General features: G+C 39.9%; 18 protein-coding genes. 2 read left to right on the top strand and 16 right to left on the bottom strand.

Annotation, left to right across the window (positions count from 1 at the left end):
- Positions 1–38 precede the first annotated feature (38 nt).
- The gene (locus FFR60_RS09575; protein WP_088932482.1) at positions 39–1,295 is read right to left on the bottom strand and encodes a glycoside hydrolase family 73 protein; all 1,257 of its coding nucleotides are present in this window, start codon (positions 1,293–1,295) and stop codon (positions 39–41) included.
- 338 nt (positions 1,296–1,633) lie between these two features.
- On the opposite strand from FFR60_RS09575, the gene FFR60_RS09580 reads away from it, so the two are divergent.
- Entirely contained in the window at positions 1,634–1,903 is a 270-nt protein-coding gene (locus FFR60_RS09580) for a hypothetical protein (protein WP_137663964.1), read from the top strand.
- Positions 1,904–2,004: 101 nt separating this feature from the next.
- Positions 2,005–2,322, top strand: a complete 318-nt coding sequence (locus tag FFR60_RS09585; RefSeq protein ID WP_137663965.1) for a hypothetical protein — start codon at positions 2,005–2,007, stop codon at positions 2,320–2,322.
- Positions 2,323–2,504: 182 nt separating this feature from the next.
- On the opposite strand, the gene FFR60_RS09590 is transcribed toward FFR60_RS09585, so the two are convergent.
- From FFR60_RS09590 to FFR60_RS09660, 15 genes are all read right to left on the bottom strand, one after another.
- Positions 2,505–3,269 (bottom strand): ABC transporter permease subunit, encoded by a 765-nt coding sequence (locus tag FFR60_RS09590; RefSeq protein ID WP_137663966.1) that lies wholly within the window; start codon positions 3,267–3,269, stop codon positions 2,505–2,507.
- Positions 3,266–4,201, bottom strand: a complete 936-nt coding sequence (locus FFR60_RS09595; RefSeq protein WP_137663967.1) for an ABC transporter ATP-binding protein — start codon at positions 4,199–4,201, stop codon at positions 3,266–3,268. Before FFR60_RS09595 ends, FFR60_RS09590 begins: the two co-directional genes overlap by 4 nt.
- Positions 4,198–4,410, bottom strand: coding sequence for a PLD nuclease N-terminal domain-containing protein (locus FFR60_RS09600; protein WP_137663968.1), 213 nt, complete (start codon positions 4,408–4,410; stop codon positions 4,198–4,200). Before FFR60_RS09600 ends, FFR60_RS09595 begins: the two co-directional genes overlap by 4 nt.
- A complete protein-coding gene (locus FFR60_RS09605; RefSeq protein WP_137663969.1) occupies positions 4,403–5,530 on the bottom strand; it encodes a helix-turn-helix domain-containing protein in 1,128 nt (375 codons plus the stop codon). The genes FFR60_RS09600 and FFR60_RS09605 overlap by 8 nt, the downstream gene beginning before the upstream one ends.
- 141 nt (positions 5,531–5,671) lie before the next feature.
- Complete coding sequence (locus FFR60_RS09610; protein ID WP_137663970.1) at positions 5,672–6,346, bottom strand: TVP38/TMEM64 family protein; 675 nt, start codon at positions 6,344–6,346, stop codon at positions 5,672–5,674.
- A 27-nt stretch (positions 6,347–6,373) separates the two neighbouring features.
- Entirely contained in the window at positions 6,374–7,225 is an 852-nt protein-coding gene (locus FFR60_RS09615; protein WP_137663971.1) for a nucleoside hydrolase, read from the bottom strand.
- Positions 7,222–7,887: a TIGR04282 family arsenosugar biosynthesis glycosyltransferase gene (locus tag FFR60_RS09620; protein ID WP_137663972.1), complete on the bottom strand. Its 666-nt coding sequence runs from the start codon at positions 7,885–7,887 to the stop codon at positions 7,222–7,224. Before FFR60_RS09620 ends, FFR60_RS09615 begins: the two co-directional genes overlap by 4 nt.
- The gene (locus FFR60_RS09625; RefSeq protein WP_137663973.1) at positions 7,880–8,875 is read right to left on the bottom strand and encodes a phosphotransferase family protein; all 996 of its coding nucleotides are present in this window, start codon (positions 8,873–8,875) and stop codon (positions 7,880–7,882) included. Before FFR60_RS09625 ends, FFR60_RS09620 begins: the two co-directional genes overlap by 8 nt.
- 12 nt (positions 8,876–8,887) lie before the next feature.
- Positions 8,888–9,568, bottom strand: a complete 681-nt coding sequence (locus FFR60_RS09630) for a TIGR04283 family arsenosugar biosynthesis glycosyltransferase (protein ID WP_137663974.1) — start codon at positions 9,566–9,568, stop codon at positions 8,888–8,890.
- Positions 9,565–10,560 (bottom strand): ABC transporter ATP-binding protein, encoded by a 996-nt coding sequence (locus FFR60_RS09635; RefSeq protein WP_137663975.1) that lies wholly within the window; start codon positions 10,558–10,560, stop codon positions 9,565–9,567. The genes FFR60_RS09630 and FFR60_RS09635 overlap by 4 nt, the downstream gene beginning before the upstream one ends.
- Positions 10,544–11,338: an ABC transporter permease gene (locus tag FFR60_RS09640; RefSeq protein WP_137663976.1), complete on the bottom strand. Its 795-nt coding sequence runs from the start codon at positions 11,336–11,338 to the stop codon at positions 10,544–10,546. The genes FFR60_RS09635 and FFR60_RS09640 overlap by 17 nt, the downstream gene beginning before the upstream one ends.
- Positions 11,335–12,189: an ABC transporter permease gene (locus FFR60_RS09645; protein ID WP_137663977.1), complete on the bottom strand. Its 855-nt coding sequence runs from the start codon at positions 12,187–12,189 to the stop codon at positions 11,335–11,337. The genes FFR60_RS09640 and FFR60_RS09645 overlap by 4 nt, the downstream gene beginning before the upstream one ends.
- Complete coding sequence (locus FFR60_RS09650) at positions 12,182–13,420, bottom strand: ABC transporter substrate-binding protein (protein ID WP_137663978.1); 1,239 nt, start codon at positions 13,418–13,420, stop codon at positions 12,182–12,184. Before FFR60_RS09650 ends, FFR60_RS09645 begins: the two co-directional genes overlap by 8 nt.
- A 9-nt stretch (positions 13,421–13,429) precedes the next feature.
- Positions 13,430–14,185 carry a heterodisulfide reductase-related iron-sulfur binding cluster gene (locus tag FFR60_RS09655; RefSeq protein ID WP_137663979.1) on the bottom strand — a complete coding sequence of 252 codons (756 nt, stop codon included), beginning with the start codon at positions 14,183–14,185 and terminating at the stop codon, positions 13,430–13,432.
- On the bottom strand, positions 14,182–14,541 hold the full coding sequence (locus tag FFR60_RS09660; protein ID WP_137663980.1) for a 4Fe-4S dicluster domain-containing protein: 360 nt from the start codon (positions 14,539–14,541) through the stop codon (positions 14,182–14,184). Before FFR60_RS09660 ends, FFR60_RS09655 begins: the two co-directional genes overlap by 4 nt.
- Positions 14,542–14,546 lie beyond the last annotated feature (5 nt).

The raw sequence follows: 14,546 nt of genomic DNA on the forward strand, positions 1-14,546 counted from the left end.
GGCTCTCGATGAAATTTTTCATCGAGAGCCTTTTTTTATTATTGTCCGTACCAACCAGTTCCTTCATTGCGCCAACCTTGTTTGATTAGGTTGTTGCGCTCGCTTTGCAGCAAGGTATAGTGATGGGCACCAGATTTTGCGTTTGGATTGTACAAACGGTAAAGTGGTTTGCTGCCACCGGAGTACCAGCTAACGCCTTCATAACGCCAGCCGACTTTTACTAAATTATTTTTTTCAGCAACATTTGGTGTATAGTGATGGTCTCCGGCATTAGGATTATAAAGTCGGTACACAGGTGTGCCGCTTTTTGGTGCCTGCCAACCGATTCCTTCATAACGCCAGCCGGCTTTTTTAACTTTGTCACGTTCAGCCGTGCTCGCAGTGTAAAAATGCTCTCCGCTGTTCGGATTGTACAAACGGTACATCGCATTGGTCTGAACAGGGGCTGGAGTTGATCCGCCATTACTAGTGGTATCATATTGAGTAAGCTTGTACGTCTCAATAACACTGTTTAGTGTTGATCCGTAAGTTGGTGCTGTTGCGTATCTTCCTGTTAAATAAGCCGTTGCATCTTTATATGATTTCGTGTTGCTCTTCCACGCGCCGGAATAATAGTAATTTCCTGATGAGAACGAAGTCTTTTTCAGTACTGTTACATTGTCACCTAATGATTCTTTGTAAGATGGATATTTTCTAAACTTCGCATCTACATAGTGCCAGCCTTCTTTTTGACTCCACTCCTGTGTTTTCATCGTAACTGATTGTCCGTTATACTCTCCCTTGATACCAAATAGATTGTAATTCGGCGCTTTTGAAAGCGTACTGCTTCCCCAGCCGCTCTCAACGATCGCTTGAGCGATCATTACTGAAGCGTACAAATCGTTGGCACTGGCTAACGACTTAGCCGATGGAGCGATTTGATTGATGAATGCCTGCTGTGTACTCACACTCGATCGTGCAGCTCTAAAAGCAGGCGGTTCAATCGTAAATTCTTCAAATGGAATTGGATGATGGAACTGCAGATTTCCCAGAGCGTCATACTCTACTTCATCTACCGCCATCGTCTCTTCAGCCTGCTCAGTCGAAGATGTGGTCGTCGTTTCAGCTTCCTTGTCAGCCTCTTCGGACGTATCTTGTGTTTTAGCTGATGTCTCAATAGAACTTGAAGATTCTACTATTGCAGAACTTTCTTGTGTACCCGTTGAATCAATTGTCTCTTCCCCATATGCAACAAGTGTTGAACTTCCTAAACTTCCCAACAACATTACGCTACATAGCAGTTTTTTATAATCCATGTCATCCCCCTCTAGCAACCATTAACTAATGGTTACATTTAACGCTTTTGGTCTTACCTCTCTCTATATAAAGTAACAAAAATTAATCAGAAAGTAAAACTATTTTATTGAACTTTGAAAATCAAGAATGCTTTAATAACGCGTGTTTCTCAAATATTTCTGATTTTTTTAAATTAAAGAAAGTTTGAACTCGAAAAAAAGTGTAATTATATATAAGCAAGTAGTTCAATAATTTTAAAAAGCCATTTTTTGATTAATAAAATCAGTCAATTCTCATTTTATTGTTATTTATTGAGAGTTGTCAATCTGATATAATGACCTACAAGGGAGGGAGCTTAATGGATATTGGCGATGCCGTATCAAGCGTGATTTATTTGATATTCTTTTTCATGACGCTCATATACTTTTATTTATTCAAAAAGGATCGTGTTTTGATCCATTTATATTTCTCCTTGATTCCGACTTTTTTGTGTATTTATCTACTTATGAATTATCACCATACTCAACCAGTTGAGGGAGCTTGGATGCTGGCGCTGCTGATGCTGATCTCATTAGTAACCTTTATGCTGTATTGGATAATCTATTCATTTTGGCATCGCAAAGAATAATGCGTTCATTTCTAACCTTCACAAATAATTCGTAATTTTTTTTATTAGTTGTATGCTATAATAAACCTTGTCTATTCTAACCTATTCGAAGGAGCTTTGTTATGGCGCTATTATTGACACTATTATTTGATCTTCTGATGATTGTTTTATTCTTATTCAGAATGGTTAGAGGAGATCAAATTACTTTTATCGTTAGCATCGTTTTACAAGGATTGCTTTTTATTGATCTATTGGCGGTCGTACTTTTACGTCCATCTAAGCCTGAAATACCTGATGATATTCCAGTAGAAATGACTCGCAGACAATCACGCCGTTCGGCTAAGCCTGCGCGTGGCGGCTTTTTAGCTAAACTTTCCTGCATTGTCGCCTTGCTTATATTAGCCTACTATATTTACTCAGTTATCTACATCTTCATTTAGTTGTTTACGACATCGACATTTGTTGATGTTTTTTTATTTTGAAAGTAGCATATCCGATCACAAAAAAAGTTATGTCTAAGATTCCGACATAACTTTTTTTCTATTGATATTTTCATCAAAGGGACAAGTTTAACTCTCTAGTTCATATAGTCCAAAGCATAAAAACTTGACGAAGTCTGCAATTATAATTTTTTACGATTAAAAATAAAAACACTTAGTAAAAGAACGGCTAGAAAGAGAAACACACTGAGGATCATCGCTGGTGCATAGTCTTTAAAGGCTGAAGCATTTTGCAGAAGGTTTAGATTCTGGGATGCCAGCGAGACAGGATTGTACTGTTTAACTTTATCAAACATGTTCAGCAATATTAGTAAAATGACTATTCCTCCGGTTAGCAGCAAGCCTTCATAATTATTTCTGGCAATCGTTGAGGAAAGCAAAACAATACTTAACAATAATAGTCCGAAGAGCCATAATGGAAAGACTGCTTGAAAAAGATATGGGCTTTTATTGTCGGGGAAATAATACGCAGTATATCCCCATGTAACTAAGAAGCATACCAGCAAACAAAAGCTCCACTGAAAGACCAAGCTGATTATTTTCCCGACTATGATCGACCAGCGACGAAGTCCTTTGGTGACTAAATTGATCAACGTTCCCTTACTAACCTCGTTGCTAACCGTTCCGCTAAACATCAAGGCCAAGACGATCAAACCAATTTGAGTGAGATTTTTATAAAATTGCGTCCACGAATCCAGCGAAGTTGGTTTGGGAATTGTTTTAGCCAGCGCTTCATTCAGCGTCATTTTTATAATCTCAGGTGTCATTCTTGCCATTAAAGGATTCATCAAACCAAAAATCAAAAAGATGATCAGCAAAATCAATAAGCGTGAAGTCCGCCAGCTTTCAAATAATTCCTTTTTAGTGAAATAGTATAAATTCTTCACTGAATCACCTCCAAGAATATCGATTCTAATGAAGGATCAATCTTTTTGATTGATCTGGGATACAGCTGACTCCGCTCGAACAATTGGAAAAGACTGGGAGCGACCACTTCATATTCCTGCGTGTAGGTCAAAATAAATCGATTTTTTTGCGAATCAAACGAGTAATCCTTGATAATCTTTTGATCCATCAATTTCTGCAATTCTTTCGTAAAATGGATTAACTCTGCTTCACCAGAAAACTCGATTTCAATTTGATCTTTTGCATAGTGTTCTTTCAATTCATTCAGCCGACCACTGACAACTAATTCTCCTTGATCTAAAATCCCGACATAATCACAAATTCGTTCCACATCACTTAAAATATGGGTCGAAAACAAAATCGTGGTTCTGCCCTTTAAAGTCGCCAGCATCTTAAGAAAATCATTGCGTCCACTAGGATCTAAAGCAGACGTCGGTTCATCACAGATCAGCAGTTCTGGATCGTTTAGTAAGGCCTGAGCAATCCCTAAGCGCTGCTTCATCCCTCGCGAGTATCCCTTGATCTTCTTTTTATCATCAGCTAAACCAACTAAAGACAGAATCTCAGGGATTTTTTGTCGCAGCTGTGCTTTTGACAGCCCAGTGATTTCACCACAAAAGTTCAAATATTCTTTACCGGACATGTAGTTGTAAAACTCGGGCACATCGGGTAAATAGCCCGTCAGATGATTGGTTTGATTGTCACCGAAATGAACGGGCTTGCCTTTAATAAAGATTTCACCGCTGTTTTTTTCTTCTAAACCTAAAATCATTTTCATAGTCGTAGTTTTTCCTGCACCGTTTTCTCCTACAAATCCAAAAATCGATCCTGTTGGCACCGTCAAATTCAATTTATTAAGAACTTTTTTGGTGCCAAAGTTTTTTGAGACCTGTTTCAACTCCAAGATATTCACTGGTCGTCCCCTCTTCCAAACACAAAGTAAATGACTGGGCCAATGATCTGAATCAGCACAACAACGAATAGCCAAATAATTTTGTTGCCAAAACGATAATGTGGATGCTTCAGTATGTGTGTGACTGCCGCGATCACTAGGATCAGCTCTAAAATGATTAATGGCAAGAATATTGGTAAATTCTCTTTTAGAAACGCGAAATTATTCATGCTCTGCCCGCTCCTTTTTTTGCAGCAGTCGTAATTCAGTGTAAATCTGCTGTAATTGTGCTTGATCGGAAAAATTTGCAAAGGCGGGATTATTGATCACAAAATTGATTAATGTCTCTTTGATCTTCATTGAGTCTCTAGGTAACTGATGGCCGATTTCTAATTGTTCCAGCCATTTATCGACTTGATCAAAATAATCATCGCCATGAAGTTCTACCGGGAAATCCGTCTCCCTCATTACCTCAAGAAAGTCATTCAGCAACGGAAGTGCAGCAGTCTCATTTTGCATTTGAGCATAGCCGAAAATTGCGGACAATTGAAAGTTCATCAATGCTACTGGATGCATTCGTTTAAAATTAAAAATATCGGTAAATTGAATTCCCCGCGAAACGGTTTCGGCAAACTTCTCAGGCTGATTGATCACTACTTGTAAATAATTGCCTAAAAAGCTTAGAAAAACAGTCGTATACTGATAAATAGCACTTTGCAATGTGATGACGGCCTGCTGCTCCTCGCCTTTTTGTTGCTGAGCTGCCGCGATCAAGCTTTCAATCGGGAATAAAGCAGGCACCTGATCCCCTAAGATCTCCAATACCTGATCAAACTCATTCAAGGTCAATGAAGTATATGCTTCATATTTTAACGCCTGTGTAATTAATTCGGGATCTTTCGCTTGTGTTTTTACATGGACAAATAGTTCTTTTGCTTCTTTGTTGTAGGTTTGAATATTTTCTTCGCCTGGCAATAGATCAGCATGGTTCATGAGAAACATGCCCATTTGCAGAATAAAAGGATAGCAAGAGTAGTACCGCCGCACGAAACTGCGAATCGTAGCCAAGACATCCTCGGATGGTTGTGTTTCCAAAGATTTCTTCAGCATGCCATAAATTCGTTGAATCTCATGATTATCCAGCTGTGGCTCATAGGTTAATAGTGAATCAATCGTAATATCAAAATAAGCTGCCAGCAGCGGGAGCAAAGTAATGTCAGGGTAGGTTTGACCTGTTTCCCACTTTGATACCGATGCCTTCGATACTCCTACAAAATTGGCAAGCTCCTGTTGCGTCACCTGCTTTTCTTTACGCTTTTCCATAATGATCGGTCCAATGTTCATTTCCATTTATTTCTCCCCCTTTCTATTCATTTTAGAATGACTAGTAGCAGAAAACAATCGAGTAGTTGTTAACTTTTGAGGATAATAATCAACTAGCGAGAAACAAAAAGACCAGAGCGCTAAACTCTGGTCGTCATAAATAAGCAATTATTCTTTTTTATACTCTGAATTCAGTTGTTTGATTTTCTTACTAAACCTTTTCGGCAAATAGGCTAGCAAAGCCAAAAGAATACCGGCGACCGTCAATTCCATTAATAAAGTGAACGAGACACCTTTGGAGGCAATCTCTGAAGCCATGAAGGCATAAATAAAACTAGCCGGCATCATAGTAGCAAAAGATATTAAACTAAACTTTTTTACACTCATGGGGGTCATTGCATAGGCATAACTCTGGATCGCATAGGGAAAAATCGGAACTAAGCGAGTAAAGATCAGAAACGAAATGCCGTTTTCACTGACGCCTTTCTCAATCTTTTGAAAAGTGGCATCATTGCCGAAACGTCGTAAAATATAATCTCTTGCCAAATACTTGCCAATGATAAAAGAAATACTTGCGCCAAGTGAAGCACCGATAATAGTCAAGGTACCGCCCAACAATCCGCCATAGGCTAAACCGCCGACAATTGCCAAAAACTGTCCTGGCAGTAAAAAAACAGCTACGACTACAGATAGCAAGATGAAAATCAAATAACCCACCCAACCTAGATTTTCTAAATATGCTCTTAACCCCGCAATGTCAGTCAAAAAATCAACGAAGCCAAACTGATACGCTAGAAAGATTACTAGTACGACGAGTACAATAAATACTAAAATTTTTTTCAACCGCTCACCCCTCTCGTTTCAAAAATATCAGTTCTTTTGAAATCCAGCAGTCATTCGTTTAATAATCAATTGGTTAAAGCTGGAAATATCTAAAAGTTGCTTAGGCATCTTCACAGGATACTTAGAGTCCTCTGCTAAAGTCATTTGCCCGTTAGTTAGCTCCGGCTGTTCGGTTGCAAGAAAATAGTGCTCCTCACTAAATAAATCTGGTCGCTCTAGATAAACTGCGGTCGTCATATCCCAGTTGCAAAAGCCGCTAAAGTTAAAAACTTTTTCATTCCACTCGATCCAGTTTTCTAACGTTTCACTAAGCCACTTTAGAGCTTCTGGTGTTGTAGTGTTTGCCGCTGCGACTAAAAATTGTTCCACTTCACGCTTTGAAAAGAAAGCCTCCGCTGTCATATGCCCGTTCATAATCGTTAGCTTTGCTTGGCTTAATAAAACGGTTTTGGTAGCAGCGGGATCACTGGTAAAGTTCAACTCGGTGACTTCCCGCTGATTCACCACTAACGGTTCAGTAGTTCCGCCCATCAAGACGATCTCGTGAACCTTTTCAAAAAAAGTTGGATCGATTTGCTTCGCTTCGGCCAAATTTGTCAACGCACCGGTTGCTAAGATCGTCACTTCATTAGGAAAGCAATTGACCTGTTCGACCAAAAACTCGGCTCCTTGATAAAAATCAAACGATAAATTCAATCGTTCCTTCATTTCTTCCGTCTGCTGGGTGACTTCTGCTAAGCTGCCGTTGCCATAGGTCAATGTCACACCTAACAAATCAACTACTGGTGAACCCAGTAAATAAAGCAGCGTTAAACCATCATCGACATCCCTACCTGATAGCCCGAATGTATTATCACAATCAAAAATGATTTTTCTCACTCTAATAATCCTCTGTTTTCCTTCAGCCAATGCTGAAAATGATGATTCTCTTCCTTTAGTTCATAACGAATCTTTTTCAGATCAATCGGAAAATCAATATCCTGCAGCTGAGGTAATAATACTACCTCCACTCCTGTCAGTCGAGCCAGCGTTTCATTCAGAACTTCACTTTTCCCCCAAGTAATATCCGTTTCAAAAATCGGGGTCAAATCAACCTCTTGAGAGCAGCCAATCAAATAGTATCCGCCGTCAGGTGAAGGCCCCAGCACAACTTCGCGCATTTGATCAAAAGCAGCCACGATTATTTCTGAATTTAGATTAGGAATATCACTGCCGGTTAAAACAACTTTGTCATAGCCCTTTGCTGCTATATACTTCATGGCATGATTCATTCGTTGGCCGATTGTTTGACCTTTTTGCGGAAAAGCAGTGAAACTATTCGGCAGTATCGAAAGTAAACTGGTGGGATCACCTTCGTCGGAATAAGCAAGATAGAGATCGATGCCTTCGTTACTCAAGCAGTCAAATTTTAGAAAGCTGTCTTGTAAAATCTTAAGTTGGACCTGACAAGCTTCTTCGCCGCTCAATAAGCTTTGTAAACGAGTCTTGACTTTGTTAGGCACAGGAACTCGGGTAAATAAAATATAAGCATGTTTATTCAAAGACTCGCTCCCTTAATGCTTGACGTAAAAAATCTTCCTCTAAATAGCTAGTAACCTTCTCGAAAATCTCCTGATTCTTTAATTCCTTTGTATCGCTTTGATAACTATCGTAAGCCATCGCCGACCAAGCTAAAGCCCGCAACATCAAATATGGATGATAAATTCTCAACGCTTCTTCAAACGTCTCTCGTGCAAAGCCGGTCGCCTGAAGATAGCTGGTTAAAAAGTCCTGTTTCTCCGTCTGAGTTAAAACCAAATTACTGCGCCAAAGTGTCGTAGTCGAAGCTAAAAATTGGGAAATATCTTGAACCGGATGACTGATTACCGGCTTCTCCCAGTCAATCAAGAAACCTTTTTTGCCTATAATAAAATTATGTGAGTTGACCTCCGTATTATTGACCGACCATTGATCAAGCTCAATGAAAAAACGCTGTTGACCGACATTTTTGTCGCATCGCTCTAACGCATCAGCTAATTGTCGCTGCGCTTGTAACGGAACAAACTCACTGGTCAAAACCGGTGCTAGCAGCTGCTGACATTCATCCACGCGAGCAGCTAAAATCGTCGCCTGCTCTTTTACAAAAAAATTATTTGCTTCTTCATCAAGCGGCTGTTGATGAATCTCGCCAAAAATCAAAGCAGCTTCTTTTAAATCCTTTCGATAATCTAAGGGGTTACCCACCAAAAATTCCATAATCAACAAGCCTTGAGGGAAAAATTGTCCGGTATCATCCACATAATAAACTTTCGGTGTTCTATTCGTTCGTTCTAACCATTTCAAAGCCTGATACTCATAACGAATTTGATTTTCTAAATGCAATTGACTGCCATAGTTCAAACGAAAAACATAGCGCCTTTTGCCATCAGAAATCACAAAATTTTGGTTGTATTCTCCTTGAGCAAGAAATTCAATTGTAAAGGGTTCTTGCAGCTGCAATTTTTCAATCAGGCGTTTTTCTTTCAAATATTCGCGAATTTTTTCTAGCATGAATAGCTCCTTTTATTTGTAATATCGCTGCGCCAACTTTTCAGGGGGCATCCCCATTAAATAAAGCAATTTGATTTTGTGCATTTTCAAATGTGTGCGAAGTTTGCCCTTTTTAAAACGGCGGCTTGAAGTCATGATTGGTATCGGTATTTGATAAAAATCCCCTAATTTCTTCAACCTTCGACTCAACCGCCAGTCTTCCATCAATGGAATAGGCTCAAAACCGCCAGCTTTTTCATAAGCTTTTCGCGTGGTAAACAATCCTTGATCGCCAAAAATCAACCCGAGATAGCGAGCACGCAAGTTGGAGGTCACCGCCAAATAACGATAAAAGAAATCCGTTGAATCAAACGATAAAGCGAAAAATCCGGCACTGCAATGCTCCTCCTGCAAAACATTTAGCATTTGCTCTAACAGATTTTGTGTACTTCCTATACGACTATCGCTATGTAAAAACCACAAAATATCACCGGAACTTTTTTCAGCACCATAATGCAGCTGTGCCCCGCGATTTGCCTGTTTTAATTGGTAAACGCTGGCCGATTTTTGAGCGACACTCACTGTTTGATCGTGACTGCCGCCATCCACGACAATTATTTCATAAGCGGCATTATTTCCTAGCTGATTTAATTGCTCCAACAAGTGATTAATATTTTTTTCTTCATTTAATACAGGAATAATGATCGATATCATCGCGGCATCACCTGCAACTTCTCATTGAACTTCAGAAAAATTTGTTCTTCATTAATAATTTTCTGTGATAAGTTTGTGAACGTACAGTTTGTTTCACCTATTTTCACCTGAGTTCGTTGACCATTAGGCGACCACTCATTACTCAAAACCTGGGCAGTCAAACCGGTCTCGCTGATTTCGGCATCTGCACCATAAGGAATAAAAAGCAGTGCCTCTCCTTGAAGTTGATTAGGATTTTCCACGATCATTTCAATATCGCCAATTTTAAAAATATTGTCGTGAATCATTCCTGGAATAAAATTGCTCTCTCCGATTGTTTCAGCAACCTTTTGATTGGCCGGATAAAAATATATTTCCTGCGGTGCGCCAATCTGCTGAATTCTGCCATCTAATAAAATAATCATGCGGTCGGCTAATTGAAAAGCTTCATCACGATCATGTGTCACCAGAATGACACTAAAGCTGTATTCTTTTTGTAATCGCCGCAGATATTCCCGCATCGAATTCTTTAAATGACTGTCCAAATTGGCAAACGGTTCATCGAGTAACAACAGCTTAGGCTCTAAAACAACCGCTCGAGCCAATGCCACTCGTTGTTTCTGCCCTCCAGATAATTGATCAGGAAAATGCTTCTCAAGTCCGATTAAGTCAAACACTTCAAGAATTTTATTAATCTTCTCAGTAATGACTGCTTTAGAAAATTTACGCGCCTTCAATCCAAAGGCAATATTTTCAACCACAGTCATATGAGGAAAGAGCCAAAAATCTTGAAAGACTAAAACCGTGCTTGCTTGAGAGAAACCGTTCGTAAAACGAATCGTCCCCTTATCAACCGACTGAACTCCCGCGATCATTTTTAACAGGCTCGTCTTCCCAACACCAGACGGCCCAAAAAGCGCCACGATCTCGCCATCTTCTACAGTAAACGTCAGGTCCTGAAGTATTTTGTTTTTTCCATAAAATAATTGAAGATCATTAATGCTTAGTCCCACGCTGTATTCCTCCAATCATTAATTTAAAGATAAATACCCCAAGCATCGTACAGCCTAAAAAGATCAAACTGTATGATGAGGCCAAACCGAAACGACCGTTATTCGCATAAGGAAGTAATAATAACGGCAAGGTAACGATCTTACCGCCGCCGAAAAAGAACGTTGGTAAATATTGGCTGCAAGACACAATAAAGACTAACATTGCAGACGTAGTGATTCCCGGACGTAACAACGGCCAAGTGATCTGCCAAAAAGTCGACCACGAACCTGCACCTAAGGTTTGAGCAGTCAGACTATAGCCTTCACCTAAGTTCCGGTAGCTCTCTAATAAAATCTGCATTGCATAAGGCAAACATAGATATGTATGAATCAAAATAATCCCAAAAAAAGTGCCCGTCAAACGCAACTGTAAAAATAAAACCTGACTTGAAGTAATAATAGCAATTGCCGGTAAAATCAACGGCAAATAAATCATAATCTCGACCAAGCGATGGGAAAGTCTCTTTTGAAAAGCGAAATATCTAGCTGCCGGCAATGCTATGATTATTGTGACTATCGTTACAGCAAAGGCAATCAGCAAGCTGTTAAGCACAGCTGACCAAAAATTTGGTTCATTGAGCATTTGTTGATACACGCTGCCTGCAAATACTTGAGGAAAAACAGCCGGATACATCCATTTTGCACTCACCGACCACAAGAATAAAAGCAGCAGCGGCAGGATCACGAGTATTGCGGCAAATAGTAATAAAAAGTAGTGGCGTTTAGACGAGCGTTTCATGATGTTTTTCTCCCTCCCGGCAAGATACGACTAATTACCAAAGCAACCGCCGCGACTACTAAACAAATCCCAGACATCACAAGATTTAAAGCAAAAGCCTGCGGACGAGTGGTTAAGTCGGCTTGAGTAAAGAGATCGTAGGCAGTCAGTGCGACTGTTTGATTGCTTGGATTTCCTAATAAATAAGGAACTTCGAAGGAAGCAAAGGTAAAACAGAATAAAATGATGAACAGAGTGACTAATGTTTTTTGGATCATCGGCAAAATCACTGAGAAAAAAATCCGAACAGATGAAGCACCTAAATTTCTAGCGACTTCTATGTATCCTAACTGCAGTTGCTGTAAAATTGCTAAAGTAGTTACTGCCACATAAGGAATCTCTTTATATAAAAACACCAAAATGATTCCAACGCCGCCGCTATCATGAATCATTAATGGAAATTGACCGACCTCTTGAATCCATCCTAACTGAAAAAAAAGCCGTGAAATGATTCCAGTCTGACCGATCATTTGCATCATCATTAAGGCGACGATAATGTGAGGCAAAGAAATCGGCAAGCTGATAATTTTATGCAGCCAAGGATTTTTTACTTTTAATAGAAGGAAAGCTAACAAAAGTCCCAACAGCAATGACAAAAAAGTCGCGGTCAGCGCTAAGTAGCAGCTGTAACCTAGCGACTTTTGAAAAAACGGATCATTTAAGACCTGCTGATAATTCGTTAAGCTGATTTTATTTAATCCGATCAGCGGATAATAGCCTAAACTGATTTGTATCCCTTTAAACAGCGCCGCTAAAATCACAGCGCCGTTTAATAATAGAAATGGGATAACTAATACTCTTTTTTTATTCATGTAAAACATGCTCTTTCCATAATGCTTCAATCACTGGAATCTTTTCTGCTTGAACTTCAGGAATTTGTTTTTCCTGCATTTCTTCCATTGAAAGCACACCTTGATTCTTATAAAGATCCGTTAATTTCTGATTGGTTTCTTCTGATAATTTTTCGGAATCAAATGGCGGGATGCTGTAGCCGTACTTTGCTTCGGCTTTTTTCAATTGAGCAGACTCGCTGGTCATTTCATTGATCAAAACTAACGCACCAGCCTTAACCTTCGAGGTATCAGCAATTGCCAAGTAGCTTTGATTCGCGATCGTTCCTTTATCAAATAAGAAGGATTCAGTAGTGGACTTGAATTCATTGTCGCTGCGTTTTTCCGCGACATGCATTTGCGAATAGCTGTAGCTCATATCGATTTGACCAGCCGCAAACATTTGATCCAGCTCAGCAGTGGTTGTCGGGTATGTTTTTCCCTCTTGCCATAAATATGGTTTGATCTCATTCAAATAGTCCAAGCCTGGTTTGATGACTTTATACAATTCTTCTTTATTTGCTTTAGCTGCTTCCACCTTATCATAGCCTACAATGTCACAGATAATATTGCGTACAAAGGCGCTGCCGGTAAATTCAGGCGGTGCAGTATAGGTAATTTTCCCGGGATTGGCTTTAGCATACTCCAACAAAGTCTGCGTACTTGTAGGAAAACCATTTTGAAATTTCTCTTTATCGCCAGCAAAAACTAATTGGGCACTGCCGTAAGGAACTTCGTAACCATCGATCTTCACGCCGAAGTCATACTTCGAATTATGACCATCCACGTCCATCAATTTCTCGAAGCTTTCTACCTTTTTAGTTATTGGGCCGTAAAGGAGCTTCGCTTGCTTAGCAGTGTAGAAGTTTTCACCATTGATCCAAATCACATCGATGTCGCCTTCTTTCGTGCCCGCTTCTTTTTCAGTCGTCAATTTATTTAAAATTTGATCGATATCCATCGGTACACGTTTGACTGTAATGTCATATTTTTCCTTCATTGCCGGAGTGACAACTTCATCTACCCAAGCATTCGCCTTTTCACTTCCGCCAAAGCCATAAAAGGTCACCGTGTCCCCTTTACTTTTTTTAACAGCATCAGAAAAGCTGGTGATTGAGTCCTCTGTTTTTGCTTCTTTTGTTTCGTTGGTCTTGCAGGCAGCCAAAGAAAAAAGCATTCCAACTGTCAACAAACTAATTAGCCATTTTTTCATTCGTTTCTCCTATGCTTTTGTTACGATTTTTTTTGATTGATAACGATTTTTCCATGCTCGTAATGGATTGTCTAACGGGTGTGCCGGGCTTGTATCAGCCTTATGTATGACCTCGCCAAATATTAAATCTAATAAATGCCAGGCCTGACCACCACCTAGAATCATCGCCGAGGTGCAGCTGGCACAATAAGTCACGATGTGATCTGTCTTGAAATCCTCCACACGTTTTTCAGCAAAATCCTTTGCTAACGCCGGGTTAGAAACACCGCACATTCCACCCATGCCGCAGCATAGGGTATTTTTCCCCGTTAAACGGTTTTTGGCAACTTGATAGCCTAGCTGATCCAATATGTAACGAACCGCTTGATGAATCTCCGTGATTTCTTTTGTCGGGCAGGAATCTTGAACAGAGAAAACCACATCGCTGTCTTTGGCTTTGCCGATTAGTTCTTGCGGCAAGCCCAATTCTGCCATTCTTACCCACAAAGAAGAAGTAGGAAACTGATTTTGAATCGTCATCGTCTTAATACAGCCTTGGCAAGCGACGATCAATTCGTCAATCTCTGCTTGCTGGACTTGCTCAGTCAATTTACTGAAGCGCTCTTGAAACAATTGTTCTTGACCGATCATACGCGTTGGTTTGCCGCAGCAGCCTTGAATAACCGCTAAATCAGGATAATACTTTTTCAGGTATTCGATAATTTGTCCAACTTGCTGCGGATTGCTTGAGCTCAGCGAACAACCTGCCATAAAACCATATTTCATTTTGTATCCCCTCGATTCACCGCTGTAAATAGCTTACTCGTAGAAAGCTTCTGATGCATCTCAACACTTTTTAACTGTTTTAAAGGCAGTCCATCTTTGATCAAATCCTGACGCATCGCTAGAAATGCTTCATCTAATTTTAATTGCAGCGGGCACACTACGGTACAGCGACCGCACAGCATGCACGAGTATGGAATGATTGGTTCCAGACCTTCCTCCAAAAATTGTTGAAATAATTTCTGGGGATCTTCACAATACTGCTGCAAAAAGAGGCAATCCTTCATGCAGCGTTTGCAGCTCGTACAGTTTTCTGCGATCAATCGTGCCATTTCAATTGTTCTTTCCGAGTAATCCATCAGAC

The sequence above is a fragment of the Enterococcus hulanensis genome (assembly GCF_005405485.1).
GTDB classification, from domain to species: Bacteria; Bacillota; Bacilli; order Lactobacillales; family Enterococcaceae; genus Enterococcus_A; species Enterococcus_A hulanensis.